Source organism: Catenuloplanes atrovinosus, assembly GCF_031458235.1.
GTDB lineage: Bacteria > Actinomycetota > Actinomycetes > Mycobacteriales > Micromonosporaceae > Catenuloplanes > Catenuloplanes atrovinosus.
In genome coordinates, this window is record NZ_JAVDYB010000001.1 from 3,601,533 (window position 1) to 3,617,233 (window position 15,701).

A 15,701-nucleotide genomic window follows, 5' to 3' on the forward strand; every position below is an offset into this window, starting at 1 on the left:
CCCTTGGTAGTGACGTAATCGCGCTACGCGACCAGCGCCGCGCGAAACTCGCGGCCCTTCGGTGACCAGCGGCGAAACCGGCTCCGATGCGGCGTCGGAGCGGCGGCGGAGCCGCCGCGAGGTTGGCCCGCGGGAGCATGCGGGCCGCACCACGCCGGGAGCGGGCAGATCGATCGTGGGGTCCGGGGCTCGGTCCCGGGGAAACACAGCGCCCGCGGGAGCATGCGGGCCCGCGACCACACCGGAGAGCGGGCACATCGATCGCGGGGTCCGGGGCTCGGTCCCGGGGAAACACAGCGCCCGCGGGAGCATGCGGGCCCGCGACCACACCGGAGAGCGGGCACATCGATCGCGGGGTCCGGGGCTCGGCCCCGGGAAAACACAGCGCCCGCGGGAGCACGCGGGCCGCACCACGCCGGAAGCGGCAGAAGTCGATCTTCAAGAGTTCGTCATGGGGCGCTTCCTAGGCTGCCTCCGACCTTGGGGAGGGGCGCGATGGCGGAGGACGACGGCAAGCGGGCGCTGGTGGCGGGGCTGTACGCGGAGCACGCGGAGGCGCTGCTGCGGTTCCTGCTGCGGCTGACGCACGGTGACCGGCAGCTGGCCGAGGACCTCGTGCAGGAGACGATGCTGCGCGCGTGGCGGCACGTGGACAACCTGCCCGGCGAGTGGGAGCCGCGGCGGCGCTGGCTGTTCATCGTGGCGCGGCGGCTGACCATCGACGTGGTGCGGGTGCGGCGGAACCGGCCGGTGGAGTCGGGGGCGATGGACCTGGCGCGCATCCCGTCCGAGCGCGACGCCGCGGAGGCGGTGGTGGCGGCGCAGACCGTGCGGCGGGCGCTGCCGAAGCTGAGCCGCATGCACCGGACCGTGCTGGTCGCGCTCTACCACGAGGGGCTGACCGGGCCGGAGCTGGCCGAGGCGCTGGACGTGCCGGTCGGGACCGTCAAGTCCCGCACCCACTACGCGCTGCGGGCGCTGCGGCGGATCGTCGAGACCGGCTGAGCGGGTGTGTGCGGGCTCTCGCCCGGTTCGGCTTGAATCCGGCCGATGCGCGGCGATGGTGCCTTTCGGCATCCCCCCGCACTCTCTCGCATGCCTGGAGGCATCGACAATGGATTCGCCCCGGCGCAACCGCTTCGACGATCTGAGCCTGAACACCAAGATCCTCACCGCCGTCTGTACGGCCGTGGTGGTGGCCGTCGTGGTCGGCGCCGTCGGGCTGCTCAAGCTGCACCAGGCCGCCGAGTCCGCGAACCTGCTCTACCGCGGCAGCGTGGCCAACATCAAGGCGGTCGGCGAGATCAAGACCGAGATCTACAAGGCCCGGCTCGCCGCCGCCAACGAGGCGATCTCGCGGACCGACGCCGACCGGGAGCGGTACGCGACGGAGTTCACCGCGCACGCCGAGGCGTACGCCGACGCGATGGCCGCCTACCGGGCCGGCCACCCGGCCGGCGACCCGGCCACGATCGACGACCTGGACGCGGCCTGGCAGCGGTACCTGGCCGTCGCGTCGAACCAGCTGATGCCCGCCGCCGTCGCCGGCGACGTGGCCACCTGGGCCGCCGTGCGCGACTCGAACGTCGGCCCGCTGATGAAGGAGGTCGACGCGAACCTCGCCGAGCTGGACGCCGCCGAGACCGCGGACGCGCGCGCGAAGGCCGAGATCGCCGCCGCCGACTACGAGACCGGCCGCCGCACCTCGATCATCGTCATTGTCGTCGGTGCCGGGCTCGCGCTCCTCCTCGGCCTGCTCGTCTCCCGCCGGATCGTGCGCGCGCTCAACGGCGTGCGCGCCGTCGCCGAGGCCATGGCCGCCGGCGACCTCACCCACACCACCGGCGTCACCTCCCGCGACGAGACCGGCCGGATGGCCGCCGCGATCGACACCGCCGTGGAGAATCTGCGGCGTACGGTCCGCACCATCGACGGCTCCGCCACCTCCCTGTCCGGCGCCGCCGACCAGATGACCAGCACCGCCTCGCACATCGCCGACTCCGCAGCCGAGACGTCCGCGCAGGCCCGCGCGGTGTCCGCCGCCGCCGACGAGGTCTCCCGCAGCGTCGAGACGGTCTCCGCCGGCGGCGAGGAGATGGGCGCCTCCATCCGCGAGATCTCGCAGAACGCGGCCGAGGCCGCCCGGGTCGCCGCGGAGGCGGTCAGCATCACCGCGCTCACCTCCGAGACCATGAGCAAGCTCGGCGAGTCCTCCGCGGAGATCGGGAGCGTGATCAAGGTGATCACCGCGATCGCCGCGCAGACGAACCTGCTGGCACTGAACGCGACCATCGAGGCGGCGCGGGCCGGCGACGCGGGCAAGGGTTTCGCGGTGGTGGCGTCGGAGGTCAAGGACTTGGCGCAGGAGACCGCGCGGGCCACGGAGGACATCGGGCGGCGGGTGGAGGCCATCCAGGCCGACACCGCCGGCGCGGTGGCCGCGATCGAGGAGATCTCCGCCGTGATCGCCCGGATCAGCGACTTCCAGACGACGATCGCGTCCGCCGTGGAGGAGCAGACCGCGACGACGGCCGAGATGAACCGCAGCGTGAGCGAGGCCTCCAGCGGGACGAACGAGATCGCGCAGAACATCACGCTGGTCGCCCAGGCCGCGGAGACGACGAGTCTCGGCGTCGACGAGACCCGGGTGGCGACCGGCGAACTGGCACGGATGTCGAGCGAGCTGAACGCGCTGGTGGCGGGGTTCCGGTACTGATGCCGGAGGGCGTAACGGAGTGCGGCCCGGCCGAAGCCGGGCCGCACGCGCTGCCTGCCCGCGACGTTTCAAGGCGTGACCCTTGGCGACAGTGCCCGGCTCACGAGGCACCCGTGACGAAGTCGACCTCCGGGTGGCGGGGCGATGGGCCGTCGAACAAGGACTGCGGTCTCCCCCGCAGGTGCAGGTCGAAGAACGCGCGGTCGTACCGCCGGATGAGGTCGATGACGCGGGTGCCGTCCAACGGCTGCACCTCCTCCCCGATCAGCGGGCCGAACGTCGCGGCGTCGCTGAAGGAGAAGTGCTCCATCAGCGGTACGTTGAGCCAGCGCCGCCATCCGCCCAGTTGCGTCCAGGTCAGCGGCCACGACGGATCGGCGGCGGGATCGCCGTGCGCGGCGGCCCCGAACAGCAGGAACGGCCGGTCCATGGTGCGGGTGACGTCGTGGTGGAACGTGCCGTCCATGTTGATCCCGGCGTCCACCCGCGGGTCGTCGAGCATGACGGCCGCGGCGGCGGCGCCGCCGAGTGAGTGGCCGGCCGCGGCTACGCGGCGGGCGTCGATCGGCCACCGGGCCGGCGAGGCCAGCAGCCGGTCCAGCACGAACGACAGGTCGCCGGCCCGGCTCGCCACGATCGTGGCCCAGTTCTTGTCGTCCCGGGCGCAGAGCACGCACTCCGTGACCCGCCCGTCGGGGAACGTGATGGCCGCGGCCTCGTAGGTGTGGTCGACGCCGGCCACCACGTACCCTCGGCTGGCCAGGTCTTCGGCGAGCGCGGTCTGCAGCCAGCGCGGCGTGCCGAAGCCGGGCGACAGCAGGACGAGCGGCAGCGGCCCGGCGGCGCGCAGCGGCGGTGCACCGGTGCGCGCGTGCGCGCGGACGCGGGTGAGCGCGTCCGGCGCCGCGCCCTCCACCTCGAACAGGTCGACGAACAGCGACGACTCGGCCGGGGACGCGTACGTGACCCGGGGGCCCCGGGCGGCGGCGGCCGGGTACCAGACCGAGACCATCAGTTCCCGGGGCCCGTCCGGCACCCACGGATCGACGCGGTCGCGGTCGACCAGATGAAGATCCTCACGGCCCACCGGGTGCGGACCGGTGGGCGCTGGCAGCGTGACCGTGACCGGGCCGGCGGTGGCCGGCACCGGCACGGCCACCACGCTGAGCGCGACCAGCAGGGCGATCATCGATGCGTTCATGCCCGGCATCATGCGGCCGGGTAGCTGAACGGCCGCTGAGACGCGGTCACCAGACCGCGCAGTGGTGCCGCTCCGCCGCCACCTCGGCCGGCTCCGCGACGGTGCCGCCGGCCCGCAGGTTCAGCTGCGTGCCCGGGTCGCCGTACGCGGGCCAGGTGGGGGCGCCGTCGGCGCGGGGTTCGCCGGTCGTCACGAACGCCGCCCAGTAGGCGCGCATCTGCCGGGCCAGCCGCTGCTGTGGTTCGGTCAGCGGGCGCGGGTCGTCGAGCACGGTGAAGATCATGGAGAGGTCGGCGCCGTGCGCGGTGGTGCCGGCCATGTCGGGCGGCGGTGTGAACCGGAAGGCCGGCAGGTCCGGCTCGGTCAGTTCGTACACCCAGACCCGGTCGCCCAGGTCGCGGTAGGTGATCATGTTCGGGCAGGCGAACGACCGGTCGCCGTAGACGTCGGCGAACGCCCGGTTCGGGGTTCGGCCGGCCAGCGGGTAGGCCGCCTTCGCCGCCTCGGCCCTGGGCCCGGCGAGCGTGCTGAGGAACTCGGTGAAGCGGGCCTCGTCGAGCGGCGGCGCGGCGTAGGCGCCGGCGACCAGCGACGCGCCCTCGTCGCGGACGATGCCCATCAGCACGGGTACGTCGGCCGCCTCCCCCGCGGCGATGGCCTCGGACGGGCGCCGGGGCAGCGTCTCCGTTCCCGTCGCCGGGCTCCAGTAGTAGACGTTGGCGGCGGCGACCTTCTCCGTGGGCAGCGCCCGGAGGCAGTCCAGATTCGCGTCCGGGCAGCCGAGCCCGGCGGCGTAGGTGGTGCCGAGCCCGTCGAGCACCGGCAAAGGCTTCCAGGTGTCGGCCGCCGGCCCGAGTCCCGGCCGCAGCGTGTCCAGCGCGTTGGTGCCGTGGCAGGCGGAGCTGCCGAGGATGGCCCGGTGGAACAGCCCCCGGGAGGCGGGCGAGGCCAGGTGTGAGCAGACGCTGTCGCCGCCGGCGGAGACGCCGTACAGCGTGACGCGGCCGGGGTCGCCGCCGAACGCGGCGATGTTCTGCTGGACCCAGCGCAGGGCGAGTTGCTGGTCCCGCAGCCCGAACGTGCCGCCGCCGGGGAGCCCCGGCACGGACAGGAACCCCAGCGCGCCGAGCCGGTAGTTGATGGAGACGACCACGATCCCGCCCTCGGTGACGAGCCGGCGCGGGTCGGTCTCGTCGGCACCGCCGACGTTCAGGCCGCCGCCGTGAATCCAGACCAGCACCGGGCGTTTCGCGCCGCTCCGGGTGCCGGACGGGCCGTGCACGGCGAGGGTCAGGCAGTCCTCGTCGCCGAGCAGGGCACCGGACGGACCGGTCTGGGGGCAGCGCGGGCCGGGCCGGGTGGCGTCCCGCTCGCCCGGCCAGGCGTCGGCGGGCCGCGGGGCGGTCCAGCGGGCGGCGCCGGTCGGCGGCGCCGCGTACGGGATGCCCTGGAACGCCACGACGGTGCGGTCGTCGGTGCCGCGCAGGCCGCCCTGCGCGACGGTGACCCGGTCGCCGACGGCCGGTGGCGTGGACGGTTCGGTGGCGCACCCGGCGGCGGCCACCGCGAGGGTGAGCAGAACGCTGATGCGTGCCAATGTCCTCATGCCTCAACGATCGGCGTGCCCGGCGGCCCGCCGCCATCCGGGCGGGGGCTGAACCGGGAAACCCACCGGCCGGTGGATGCCCGGGTCATCCCTCGCCGAGCAGGCCCAGTTCGTAGGCGGCGGCGACCGCGGCGGCCCGGTCCGTGACGCCGAGCTTGTCGTAGATGTGCAGCAGGTGCGTCTTGACGGTGGCCTCGCTGATGAACAGTTCGGCCGCGCACGCGCGGTTGCTGTGCCCGGCGGCGATCGTGCGGAGCACCTCGATCTCCCGGGCGGACAGCCGGGGCGCGGCCGGCTCCGGATGGCGCAGGTGCGCGAGAATCCGGGACGCGACGGCCGGCGCCAGCACCGACCCGCCGTGTGCCGCCGCGCGGACCGCGCGGATCAGTTCCGCCGGCGGCGCGTCCTTGAGCAGGTAGCCGGTGGCGCCGGCGTGCACCGCCCGCATGATGTCGCCGTCGGTGTCGTAGGTGGTCAGCACGAGCACCCGGGCCCGGCTTCCGGCGCGGGCCAGGTCCTCGGCCGCGGTCACCCCGTCACCGCCGGGCATGCGCAGGTCCAGCAGGATGACGTCCGGCTCCAGCGCCAGGGCCGCCCGGACCGCGGCCGGTCCGTCGCCGGCCTCGCCGACCACGAGCACGTCGTGCGCCGTGGAGAGCACGCCGCGCAGCCCGTGCCGGACGACGGGATGGTCGTCGACGATCAGCAGCCTGATCATGTGGCGTCCGTCCCGGCCGGCAGCAGGACGGACAGGACCGTGCCGGCGCCCGGCGCCGACTCGATCTCCATCCGGCCACCGACCGCCTCGGCACGCTCGCGTATCCCGGTGAGGCCGAAGCTGCCCGGGCGCGCCCCGTCCGGGGCGAAACCCCGGCCGTCGTCGCGGACGTCGAGCGCCACGGCGTCGTCCATCGCGGTGAGGGTCACCACGACCTTGCTCGCGCCGGCGTGCCGGGCGGCGTTGGCCAGCGCTTCCCGCAGTGCTCGCAGCAGCACGACCTCGCCGGCCCGGGACAGGCCGGCCGGCGGCGGATCGGCCCTGAGGTCGGCGTCGACGCCGGTGTCGCCGGTCCACTCGTCGACCGTGTCGCGGAGCGCCGCGATCAGCCCGCCGGACAGCGGCGCCGGGCGGAGCGCGTGCAGGGAGCGGCGTGCGTCGTCCAGTGTGGAGCGCGCGAGGCCGGCGGCCCGATCCAGATGGCCGCCGGCGGGCTCGGGCACGGAACCCGCGCACCGGGCGGCGTCGAGCTGGGTCAGCACCCCGGCCAGGCCCTGCGCGAGCGTGTCGTGGATCTCCCGGGCGACGCGCGCCCGCTCGGCGACGGCGCCCGCCTCGCGCGCCTGCTCGACCAGGCGCCGGTGGAGGCGGGCGTTCTCGGCGGCGGCGGCCTCCAGCGCGGCGACGGCCCGGCGGCGCTGCTCGCTCTGCTCCTGGATCCACCGGCTCACCGTGCCGGAGCCGCCGAGCAGCACCGTCTGCACGGCCACCACGGCCGCCGTGATCGCCCAGGCCGTGGCGCCCTCCGGCGGTCCCGGCACCACGTTGACGAGCACCGAGAACGCGAACACCCCGGGGAAGCCGCGCCAGTCGAGGGTGAGCATCGGCGCCGCCACCAGCCCGCCGATCGCGGCGATCACGAAGACCGGATCCATCCTGATCAGCGCCGCGTGGAGCGCCCACAGCACCGCGAGATGAAGGACCACCGCGTGGTCACCGCGCGGTCGCCGCGCCACCCACCGCCAGCCGAGGTGTCCCCATGCGGCCGTCGCGACGACCAAGGGCATCAGCAGCGGGTACGGGCGGTCCGGCGCGACCGCGACGGCGAGCGCGGTGGCGGCGGCCGTCAACGCGAGCGGCAGCAGGGCCAGCGCCCGCGCCAGCCGGCCGTCGATCAGCTCCGTGGCCGGCGCGGGCGGGTGCGCGTCGCGGTCGGTCATGCCGCGTCAGTACCCGGCCGCCGCCGAGATCACCCGTCGCCCGCACCGGCGGGGCGACGCTGATCACGACGGCACCGCCACACCCCCGGCGGTACGTACCATCGATCGGGTCGTGATCGTCGTCGTCCCGCCGAGGTGCCCATGTCCGAGCCCGTGACGCGGCACCGCACCGTGGTGGTCATCGGCGGTGGCCAGGCCGGGCTGTCCGCCGGGTACCACCTGAAGCGGCGCGGTTTCACCGGCGACGGCGGCCCCCGGTCGTTCGTGGTGCTGGACGCGGAGGACGCGCCGGGCGGGGCGTGGCGGCACCGGTGGGAGTCGCTGCGGATGGCGACCGTGAACGGGATCTTCGACCTGCCCGGTTTCCCGAAGCCGCCGATCGACCCGGAGGAGCCCAGCCGCACCGCGGTGCCGCGCTACTTCGCCGCGTTCGAGGAGCGGGCGGGGCTGCCGATCCGGCGCCCGGTGACGGTGTCGCGCGTGCTGCCCGGCCACCCGTTCCGGCTGGAGACCAGCGACGGCACGTGGCACGCCGACGCGATCATCAACGCCACCGGCACCTGGACTAACCCGGTGCGCCCGCACTACCCCGGGCAGGAGACGTTCACCGGGCTGCAGCTGCACACGCACGAGTACGTGTCCGCCGCGGCCCTGGCCGGCCGGCGCGTCGCGGTGATCGGCGGCGGCATCTCTGCCGTGCAACTGCTGGAGGAGATCTCCCGCGGCGCCACCACGTTCTGGTACACCCGCCGCGAGCCGGTGTTCCGGGACGGCGACTTCACCCCGGAGGTGGCCGGGCGCGAGGTGATCGCGAAGGTGGTGGCGGACGTCGAGGCGGGCCGCCCGACCGGCAGCGTCGTGTCGTACACGGACCTGATCTGGACGCCGTACGCGCTGGCCGCCAAGGAGCGCGGCGCGCTGGAGCGACGGCCGATGTTCACCGCGATCGAGCCCGGCGGCGTCCGGGAGGCGGACGGCTCGTACACGCCGGTCGACGTGATCCTGTGGGCCACCGGGTTCAAGGCCGCGCTGGCGCACCTCGACCCGCTCGGGCTGCGGAACGCGGCGGGCGGCATCCGGCTGATCGGCACGCGGGTGGCCGGCGAGCCGCGCGTGCACCTGATCGGCTTCGGCCCGTCGCAGTCCACGGTGGGCGCGAACCGGGCCGGCCGGGACGCGGTGCGCGCGCTCGAGTCGTACCTCGGCTGAGGTCAGTCGTCCTGGTTCTTCGCGGCGTCGTAGGCGAACTGGAGGAAGTCGGAGACGGCGGTGGCGGTGAGCGCGGTCGCGGCCAGCCGGGTCAGCCGCGGCGCCAGCACCAGGCCGCCGGTCAGGCCGGTGGCCGCCCAGACGCCGAGGCAGAACGGGCAGGTGACCAGCTCGCCGACGCCGTGCCGGAGGCTGCTGCCCTCGTCGCGTACCTCCTCGTTGAGCTCCGCGGCCCCGGCCGGTCCGGCGTAGCGGGTGACCGGCGCGCGCAGCGGGCTGGTCACCGCACCCTTCGCGATCAGGCGGCTGAGCTTGTGCGTGGCGACCGAGATCAGCGCCACGTCGGCCAGGGACGGGCGCTCCGGGATCGGCCGTCCGGTGATCCGGACGGCGGCGGCCAGCGCGGCCGCGAGACCGCCGAACGCGGCCAGCGCGGTGGCGTAGCCGTGCAGCGGCCGGTGCTCGTGCGGCGCGTACCGGCGAGCGGTGCGCGCGAGCGCGGTCCGCGCGGTGTCCAACATCCGTGTTCCTCCAGCCCAGGTGCCCTTCGCTGTGGTCCGTCTACCCCTGATGCCGGAACACCAATCCCCCCATCTGGTTGTCCGGGGTGACTACCATCGCGGCGTCCCGACCCGGATGATCGAGGTGACCGCAGTTGTCCACTCCGCCCGCGCGCCCGGCCCGCCCGATCGGCCTGCTCCCCGTCGTCCCCGCGCTGCTCGCGCTGCTGGTCTGGTACGTCGTGCCGGCGCTGCGCACGCTGTGGGCCAGCTTCCAGAGCGCCAGCCTGTTCGGCAGCGGCGGCGGTGGTCCCGCCGGGCTGGACAACTACTCCCGGATCGCCGAGCAGGGGTTCTTCGGCTCGTTCGGGTTCGTGCTGCTCATCGCGGTGCTGCCGGTGCTCGCCGCGTGCGTGCTCGCGCCGGTGCTGGCCTGGCTGGCCCACCGAGGGGGTACGCCGGGCCGGCTGATCGTCCGGCTCGGCCTGGTGCTGCCGATGGTCATCGTCACGCCGGTCGGCCTGGGGCTGGGCTGGCTGCTCGCCCGTGACCGGGCCCCGGACGGGCCGCTGGCGGCGCAGCTGCTGGTCGGGCAGGTCGTCTGGCTGACCCTGCTCGGCCTGCTGACCGGCGCGGGCGTCACCGTGTTCCTCGCCGCGCTGCGCCGCAGCGGCACCGGCCGCCCGGTCCGGGCGGTCGTCGCGGCCGGCCTGGCGCTCGGGCTCGCGGTCGTCGCGTACACGGTGCAGCTCTGGGCGTACCCGTACACGCTGACCGGCGGCGGGCCGCGCGAGGCCACCGTCACGCCGCTGCTCACGATCTACCAGGTCGCGTTCCGGTTCGCGGACTTCGGCGCCGGCGCGGCCGGCGGCACGCTGCTCGCGGCGCTGCTCGGCGTGCTCGGCCTGGCCGCGGTCGCGGTGCTGGTCCTCACCGGCGTGCGCGTCGACGTGGTGGACCGGGCCACCGGCGCCCGCCCGGCGAGCCCGCTGCCGCTGGCCGGAGCGCTGGTGCTGCTGGCCGTGGTGCTCGGGATGAGCGCCTGGGGCCTGTGGCCGTATCTGTCCGCGCCGGTCGCCGACGTGCCGGACACGCTGGGCGGCGCGGGCAGCGCGTTCAACACCTGGGCGCCGCCGCTGATCACCACCGCGGTCGGTGTGACGCTGGCCGCGCTGGCCGGGTTCGGCATCGGCGCGCTGCGCCCGCTCGGCGACCGCAGCGAGCTGCTGCTGTTCCTGTTCGCGCCGTGGCTGTTCGTCGGCACCGGCCCGTTCGGCACGGTGCACTTCCAGACGCTGCACGACCTCGGCCTGATCGACACGTCGCTGGCGCTGCTGCCGCCGACGTACCTGAGCATTCCGGCGCTGGTCGTGTTCACGCTGCTGTTCCGCGGCCTGGCCGAGTCGCGCCCGGGCAGCCCGGTCCGGACGCTGCCGCCCGCGCTGCCGATGGCCGCGGTGGTCGCCGGCGTGACCTACCTGGTGCAGACGCAGGACGCGTTCTGGCAGACGCTCACGGTCCTGGACCCGGAGCGGCAGCCGACGCCGGCCGCGGCGCTGCGGCTGGTGGGCCTGGGCCCGGGCCCGGCCGACGGCCTGGCGTCGGTTCCGCTGCCGGTGGTGGTCGTGGTGCTGTTCGCGCTGGCGCTGGCGGTGCTCCAGGTCCTCTACCTGGACCGGCTGTCGCTCCGGACGACGCCGCCGGCGGTGGCGTATCCGCCGGTCTTCGACACCGGTTATCCGCCGGCCGGTTTCTCGGCCGTGCCGCGGCCGGCGGATCGGCGCTGACCCGGATCAGATGGTGAAGCGGTTGACCCGCTCCGGGTGGACGACGATGCGCAGCACACCCATGCCGCGCCACTCGTCGAGCAGCTTGTGCTGCTCCGGGCCGACCGAGGGCCAGTAGCGCTCGCCGAGGCGGGCCGCCAGTTCGTAGGCGCCCTCCTCGTGCACCGTGACCGGGCCCTCCACCGACACCCAGTGCTCCGGCTCACCGACCGGCGACGCCACCACGACGGAGGCGCGGGGCTGCTCCCGCAACCGCTCGATCTTGTGCGTCTCCGGCTCGGAGAACATCTGAAGCGTCCCCTCCGCGGTCGCCTCGAACCACACCGGGCGCGGCGCGGGCCAGCGCCCCTCGCGCGGCGCGACGGTGAGGAAGGCGTACAGCGGACGGGTCAGCAGGGCGAGATCATCATCGCGGAACATGCGTCCCACCGTACGACGACGCGGTGTTCACCGACACCGCCCCCACCCGCCCGCCCGGCCGTCCCGCCCCCGCCCCCGCGCCCGCCCCCGCGCCCGCCCCCGCCCGCGGGGCGGCTCCTCTCGCGTCGATCTAGGGCGGATTCCCGCGCGTTGATCTCCGATCACGCGAATCCGCCCTAGATCGGCGAGCCAGGGAGCGAGGCGGGCCGGGGGGCGGGGGCGGGGGCGGGGAGCGGGCAGGGGCGGGCGATCGGATCGGATCGGTGGGGTCGGGTGGGGGTGGGGGTGGGTGGGGGAGGCTGGGGGTGGAGAAGGGGGCTGCATGGTCATCGCGGCGTTGAACCGGCTCGTCGGGCTGGTCGAGGAGGGGCCGGAGCTGGATGTGGCCGGGCTGGCCAGGACGCTGGGGACGACCGAGTATCACCTGCGGCGGATGTTCTCGTCGCTGGCCGGGATGCCGCTGTCGGAGTACGTGCGGCGGCGCCGGATGACGGTCGCGGCGGCGGACGTGGTGCGCGGTGAGGACGACCTGCTGACCATCGCGGTACGGCACGGCTACGGGTCGACCGAGGCGTTCGGGCGGGCGTTCCGGGCGGTGCACGGCGCCGGGCCGGGGGATGTGCGCCGCGACGGCGGGCCCCTTCGCACACAACCGCAGCTCAGGTTCCGCCTGACCGTCGAAGGGAACTCGTCCATGGACACCCGCATCGTCGAGCGGCCGGCGTTCCGGCTGGTCGGGCACGCGACCCGCGTGCCGCTGATCTACGAGGGCGTCAACCCGCACATCCAGCGGCACCTCGCGTCGCTGCCGCCGGAGGCGCACGTCCGGCTGAAGGCACTCAGCGGCGCCGAGCCGGCCGGGCTGCTGCAGGTCACCGACGATCTGGCGCAGGACAGCCCGGAGGGGACCGAGCTGACCTACCTGCACGGGGTCGCGGTCCCGGACGGCACGCCGGTGCCGGACGACCTGGACGCGATCGGCGTGCCGGCCGGCCGGTGGGCGGTGTTCCGCAGCTCGGGGGCGTACCCGGGCCGGCTGCAGGCGACCTGGGCGGCGACGGCGAGCGAGTGGTTCCCGTCCAACCCGTGGCGGCTGCGGCCGGGGCCGTCCATCGTGGCGGTGCTCGACCGGGCGGACGACTTCAGCACCGCGACCACGGACCTGTGGCTACCGGTCGAGCCCGCCCGGTGACCGCACCGCGCCGAGGAACGCCGCCGGCTCCTCGACGTGCCCGAGGTGGATCGTGCCGTTCGGCGCGTGACGGCCCTGGTGCCGCCGGTTGACGATCGGATGATCAGCGGAGCCGTTCGGCGGTCCGGGACACGTGCCGGGCCAGCAGGTCGGCCGCCGCGTCCGCGTCCCGGGCCAGCGCGGCCTCCTCGAGGCGCCGGTGCTCGCCGAGGTAGTCGCGGTCCGGGTCGCGGTCGGCGGACCAGCGGCGGGCCAGCTCGGTGGCGAGCCACAGCCGGTCGAACGTCTCCAGCAGCACCGCGTTGCCGCAGCCGTCGAGCAGCGCGCGGTGGAACTCGTGGTGGACGCGCGACCACTCCGCGGTCACGTGCCGGTCGCCGGGCCGGGTCGGGGGCGTACGGGCCAGCCGGTGGTGCGCGGCCCGGACCCGCGCCTCCCAGTCCAGGTCGCCGCGCGCGATCGCGAGGCGGAGCAGCTCGGGTTCGAGCACGCACCGGGCCTCGGCCAGTTCCTGCCACCGCCGGTCAGACTGGGTGGGTACGGCGAAGCCGCGGTTGTCCATCCGGTCGGCGAGCCCGTCGCCGGCCAGCCGGACCAGCGCCTCCCGGACCACGGCGAGGCTGACCCCGTGCGCGTCGGCCAGTTCCTGCGGCTTGAGCGCACCGCCGGGCGGCACGTCGCCGCGCAGCACCGCCTCGCGCAGCACCGTGTAGATCTGCCCGGCCTTCGTCTCCGCCATGACGCCGATCATAGACCATTTGACGAATAATCGATTTTTAGTGCTATGGTCGATCGTGATGCCGACGAGAACCGAGAGGATTCGCATGAACGACCCCTTCGCCCGCCTCCCCGAGGCGGCGGCCTTCACCGTGACCAGCGCCAGCGTCGCCGACGGCGCACCGCTGGCCGAGGCGCAGCGCGCCGGGAACGTCTCGCCCCAGCTCTCCTGGAGCGGCGCGCCCGAGGGCACGAAGAGCTACGCCGTCACCGCGTACGACCCGGACGCGCCGACCGGCTCCGGCTTCTGGCACTGGGCGGTGGCGGACATCCCGGCCGGCGTGACCGAGCTGCCCGAGGGCGCCGGCGACGACACCGGCGCGGGCCTGCCGGACGGCGCCTTCCAGCTCCCCAACGACGTGCGCCTGGCGCGGTACGTGGGCGCCGCCCCGCCGCCCGGGCACGGCGAGCACCGGTACGTGTTCGTGGTGCACGCGCTGGACGTCGAGTCGATCGGCGTGCCCGCGGACGCCACGCCCGCGATGCTGGGCTTAACCATGGCCGGGCACATCCTCGGCCGCGCGGTGCTGACCGCCACCGCGGAGACCCGGGCCTGACCGGATGGGCAGGGCCCGCGCGGGTCCTGCCCATCCCCGTCGGCCGGTATACCGTTGCCGTCGACAAACGACCGGTACGACCGGCAGGAGAGATCCCGCATGACCGTGCTCACCATCCGTACCGTCGATGATCCGGTCCTTCGCCGGGTCGCGGACCCCGTGACCGACTTCGACGCCGAGCTCGATCGGCTGGTCCGCGACCTCGGCGAGACGCTGGAGCAGGCCCGCGGCGCCGGGCTGGCCGCGCCGCAGCTCGGCGTGAGCCTGCGCGTGTTCGCCATCAACCCGGACCTGCCCGGCAACGAGCTGCGGCTGGATCACCTGGTCAACCCGGTGCTGGAGTTCCCGGACGCCGAGGAGCAGGACGGCCCCGAGGGCTGCCTGTCCATCCCCGGCGTCTACCTGGACACCAAGCGCCGGATGAACGTGGCGGCCAAGGGCTACACCAAGCTGGGCGACCCGGTGCAGGTGGTCGGCTCCGGCCTGCTGGCCCGCTGCATCCAGCACGAGACCGACCACCTGGACGGCGTCCTGTTCATCGACCGCCAGGACCCCGAGCGCCGGGCCCGCCTGCTCACCACCCTCCGCGCCGCCGACTGGTGGGACGACGCGGCCGCCCCGACCGTGCGGGTCAGCCCGCACTGACGGCCGGCGGCCGGCGCCCGAGGTAGGCGTCGATGGTCAACGCGACGACGCCCAGCACCACCGGGGTGCCGGGCGCGGTGGCCAGGTGGACGGTCATGGCGCCGTCCGGCGTGAACGAGCAGTCGGCGCCGGGCAGGTAGAGCGGCCAGAGCCCGTGCCCGAGGTTGGCGAGGATGATCTGCTGGTCCTCCTCGCCGTACGGGCCGGCGGACTCGACGGTCACCTCCAGGGAGTCGACCACGATCAGCGCGTTGGTGACGTACCGGAGGATGCCGAACGCGGTCGTCCAGTCCAGCGGCCCCTCGGGCGACCAGGGCGGACCGTCCGGCGTGGCGTGCGCGATGCCGAGCACGGCCGAGGAGAACCACGGGCCGGGAACCGGGCGGCGGAGCAGCACGTGCCCGGCGGACACGCGCAGCCGGAACTCCGCGGCGGCGAAGCGCCGCGCCTGCTCGGTCTCCGGGTCGCTGAGACCCCACAGGCCGGCGGGCTCGCCCAGCTCGCCGGCGGTGTCCGTGACGATCGTGTCGCTGTCCACGGTGAACTCGCGGGACGGCGCGGCCTTGAGCGCGGCGGTGACGTCGTCGACCGTGTCGTCCCAGTCCGGCGCGCGGCCGGGCCGCGGCGGCTCCGCGGTGGTGTCGAGGTAGGGCAGCAGCGCGATCGTGGCGGCGCCGAGCGGTTCCAGGATCATGCCGGCCAGCGCGGTGGTGCCGCGGCCGGCCACCGCGGGATGGTGCAGCAGCGCCCAGTTCCTGAACAGCGCGGGGTACGCGGTGGCCGACGGCGGGCGGCCCGGCCGGCTCGCCAGGAACCGGGCGAACTCGTCCGCGATCCGCCGGCCGACCGCGGCCGTGAACCGGTCCTCGGCCGGGATCTCCAGTGAGGCCAGGATTCGCCGGTACGTGCCGGAGAGCGAGTCGGCCGGCGCGCCCGGGTCCCGGTAGAGCGTCGCGGACGGCAGCCGGTCGAGCAGCCGCCACAGCGCGAGGTCGTCCGCCGGCACCGGCGCCGGCTGCAGGAGCTGGACGCCGGTGCCGGGCAGCCCGAGCCCGGCGACGAGCGCGGTGGCGTACCCGGCGGCGATGTCGTCAAAGGTCATGGTGGCAAACCCCCCGAGTGCGGCGGTGCCGGCGGGTGGGCCGCCGGCACC

Annotated in this window: 15 protein-coding genes; 7 read left to right on the forward strand and 8 right to left on the reverse strand. The window is 74.9% G+C overall.

Annotated features, from left to right (window positions below):
- Window positions 1-495 precede the first annotated feature (495 nt).
- Window positions 496-1,005 carry a sigma-70 family RNA polymerase sigma factor gene (locus J2S41_RS16210; protein WP_310368595.1) on the forward strand — a complete coding sequence of 170 codons (510 nt, stop codon included), beginning with the start codon at window positions 496-498 and terminating at the stop codon, window positions 1,003-1,005.
- Window positions 1,006-1,114: 109 nt separating this feature from the next.
- On the forward strand, window positions 1,115-2,716 hold the full coding sequence (locus J2S41_RS16215; RefSeq protein WP_310368597.1) for a methyl-accepting chemotaxis protein: 1,602 nt from the start codon (window positions 1,115-1,117) through the stop codon (window positions 2,714-2,716).
- 100 nt (window positions 2,717-2,816) lie between these two features.
- Here the strand turns inward: J2S41_RS16215 and J2S41_RS16220 are convergent, their stop codons facing one another.
- The 4 genes from J2S41_RS16220 to J2S41_RS16235 all read right to left on the reverse strand — a co-directional run bounded on the left by J2S41_RS16220 (window position 2,817) and on the right by J2S41_RS16235 (window position 7,461).
- Window positions 2,817-3,917 carry an alpha/beta hydrolase family protein gene (locus tag J2S41_RS16220; protein WP_310368599.1) on the reverse strand — a complete coding sequence of 367 codons (1,101 nt, stop codon included), beginning with the start codon at window positions 3,915-3,917 and terminating at the stop codon, window positions 2,817-2,819.
- A gap of 46 nt (window positions 3,918-3,963) precedes the next feature.
- On the reverse strand, window positions 3,964-5,523 hold the full coding sequence (locus tag J2S41_RS16225; RefSeq protein WP_310368600.1) for a carboxylesterase/lipase family protein: 1,560 nt from the start codon (window positions 5,521-5,523) through the stop codon (window positions 3,964-3,966).
- Between the two features lie 85 nt (window positions 5,524-5,608).
- On the reverse strand, window positions 5,609-6,241 hold the full coding sequence (locus J2S41_RS16230) for a response regulator (protein WP_310368601.1): 633 nt from the start codon (window positions 6,239-6,241) through the stop codon (window positions 5,609-5,611).
- Complete coding sequence (locus J2S41_RS16235) at window positions 6,238-7,461, reverse strand: sensor histidine kinase (protein WP_310368603.1); 1,224 nt, start codon at window positions 7,459-7,461, stop codon at window positions 6,238-6,240. The genes J2S41_RS16230 and J2S41_RS16235 overlap by 4 nt, the downstream gene beginning before the upstream one ends.
- Before the next feature lie 141 nt (window positions 7,462-7,602).
- Between J2S41_RS16235 and J2S41_RS16240 the strand changes: the two genes are divergently transcribed.
- A complete protein-coding gene (locus tag J2S41_RS16240; protein WP_310368605.1) occupies window positions 7,603-8,670 on the forward strand; it encodes an NAD(P)-binding domain-containing protein in 1,068 nt (355 codons plus the stop codon).
- 2 nt (window positions 8,671-8,672) lie between these two features.
- Here the strand turns inward: J2S41_RS16240 and J2S41_RS16245 are convergent, their stop codons facing one another.
- Window positions 8,673-9,191 carry a DUF1360 domain-containing protein gene (locus J2S41_RS16245; protein WP_310368606.1) on the reverse strand — a complete coding sequence of 173 codons (519 nt, stop codon included), beginning with the start codon at window positions 9,189-9,191 and terminating at the stop codon, window positions 8,673-8,675.
- 134 nt (window positions 9,192-9,325) lie between these two features.
- On the opposite strand from J2S41_RS16245, the gene J2S41_RS16250 reads away from it, so the two are divergent.
- On the forward strand, window positions 9,326-10,957 hold the full coding sequence (locus tag J2S41_RS16250) for a sugar ABC transporter permease (RefSeq protein WP_310368608.1): 1,632 nt from the start codon (window positions 9,326-9,328) through the stop codon (window positions 10,955-10,957).
- Window positions 10,958-10,963: 6 nt separating this feature from the next.
- On the opposite strand, the gene J2S41_RS16255 is transcribed toward J2S41_RS16250, so the two are convergent.
- Entirely contained in the window at window positions 10,964-11,377 is a 414-nt protein-coding gene (locus J2S41_RS16255; RefSeq protein WP_310368610.1) for a pyridoxamine 5'-phosphate oxidase family protein, read from the reverse strand.
- Window positions 11,378-11,699: 322 nt separating this feature from the next.
- Between J2S41_RS16255 and J2S41_RS16260 the strand changes: the two genes are divergently transcribed.
- Window positions 11,700-12,569 carry an AraC family transcriptional regulator gene (locus tag J2S41_RS16260; RefSeq protein WP_310368612.1) on the forward strand — a complete coding sequence of 290 codons (870 nt, stop codon included), beginning with the start codon at window positions 11,700-11,702 and terminating at the stop codon, window positions 12,567-12,569.
- Between the two features lie 103 nt (window positions 12,570-12,672).
- On the opposite strand, the gene J2S41_RS16265 is transcribed toward J2S41_RS16260, so the two are convergent.
- Complete coding sequence (locus J2S41_RS16265) at window positions 12,673-13,308, reverse strand: GntR family transcriptional regulator (protein WP_310368614.1); 636 nt, start codon at window positions 13,306-13,308, stop codon at window positions 12,673-12,675.
- A gap of 85 nt (window positions 13,309-13,393) precedes the next feature.
- Here J2S41_RS16265 and J2S41_RS16270 point away from each other — a divergent pair, with 85 nt between their 5' ends.
- Window positions 13,394-13,903 carry a YbhB/YbcL family Raf kinase inhibitor-like protein gene (locus tag J2S41_RS16270; protein ID WP_310368616.1) on the forward strand — a complete coding sequence of 170 codons (510 nt, stop codon included), beginning with the start codon at window positions 13,394-13,396 and terminating at the stop codon, window positions 13,901-13,903.
- 99 nt (window positions 13,904-14,002) lie between these two features.
- A complete protein-coding gene (def, locus tag J2S41_RS16275; protein ID WP_310368617.1) occupies window positions 14,003-14,548 on the forward strand; it encodes a peptide deformylase in 546 nt (181 codons plus the stop codon).
- Here def and J2S41_RS16280 read toward each other — a convergent pair.
- Window positions 14,535-15,650: a hypothetical protein gene (locus J2S41_RS16280; RefSeq protein ID WP_310368619.1), complete on the reverse strand. Its 1,116-nt coding sequence runs from the start codon at window positions 15,648-15,650 to the stop codon at window positions 14,535-14,537. The genes def and J2S41_RS16280 overlap by 14 nt on opposite strands.
- Between the last annotated feature and the right edge of the window lie 51 nt (window positions 15,651-15,701).

Excerpts from the sequence above, each read along its gene's own strand:
- def (WP_310368617.1), top strand. The coding sequence starts at position 14,003 with ATGACCGTGCTCACCATCCGTACCGTCGATGATCCGGTCCTTCGCCGG.
- J2S41_RS16280 (WP_310368619.1), bottom strand. The coding sequence starts at position 15,650 with ATGACCTTTGACGACATCGCCGCCGGGTACGCCACCGCGCTCGTCGCC.
- J2S41_RS16270 (WP_310368616.1), top strand. The coding sequence starts at position 13,394 with ATGAACGACCCCTTCGCCCGCCTCCCCGAGGCGGCGGCCTTCACCGTG.
- J2S41_RS16220 (WP_310368599.1), bottom strand. The coding sequence starts at position 3,917 with ATGAACGCATCGATGATCGCCCTGCTGGTCGCGCTCAGCGTGGTGGCC.
- J2S41_RS16215 (WP_310368597.1), top strand. The coding sequence starts at position 1,115 with ATGGATTCGCCCCGGCGCAACCGCTTCGACGATCTGAGCCTGAACACC.
- J2S41_RS16255 (WP_310368610.1), bottom strand. The coding sequence starts at position 11,377 with ATGTTCCGCGATGATGATCTCGCCCTGCTGACCCGTCCGCTGTACGCC.
- J2S41_RS16225 (WP_310368600.1), bottom strand. The coding sequence starts at position 5,523 with ATGAGGACATTGGCACGCATCAGCGTTCTGCTCACCCTCGCGGTGGCC.
- J2S41_RS16240 (WP_310368605.1), top strand. The coding sequence starts at position 7,603 with ATGTCCGAGCCCGTGACGCGGCACCGCACCGTGGTGGTCATCGGCGGT.
- J2S41_RS16260 (WP_310368612.1), top strand. The coding sequence starts at position 11,700 with ATGGTCATCGCGGCGTTGAACCGGCTCGTCGGGCTGGTCGAGGAGGGG.
- J2S41_RS16230 (WP_310368601.1), bottom strand. The coding sequence starts at position 6,241 with ATGATCAGGCTGCTGATCGTCGACGACCATCCCGTCGTCCGGCACGGG.
- J2S41_RS16235 (WP_310368603.1), bottom strand. The coding sequence starts at position 7,461 with ATGACCGACCGCGACGCGCACCCGCCCGCGCCGGCCACGGAGCTGATC.
- J2S41_RS16265 (WP_310368614.1), bottom strand. The coding sequence starts at position 13,308 with ATGGCGGAGACGAAGGCCGGGCAGATCTACACGGTGCTGCGCGAGGCG.
- J2S41_RS16210 (WP_310368595.1), top strand. The coding sequence starts at position 496 with ATGGCGGAGGACGACGGCAAGCGGGCGCTGGTGGCGGGGCTGTACGCG.
- J2S41_RS16245 (WP_310368606.1), bottom strand. The coding sequence starts at position 9,191 with ATGTTGGACACCGCGCGGACCGCGCTCGCGCGCACCGCTCGCCGGTAC.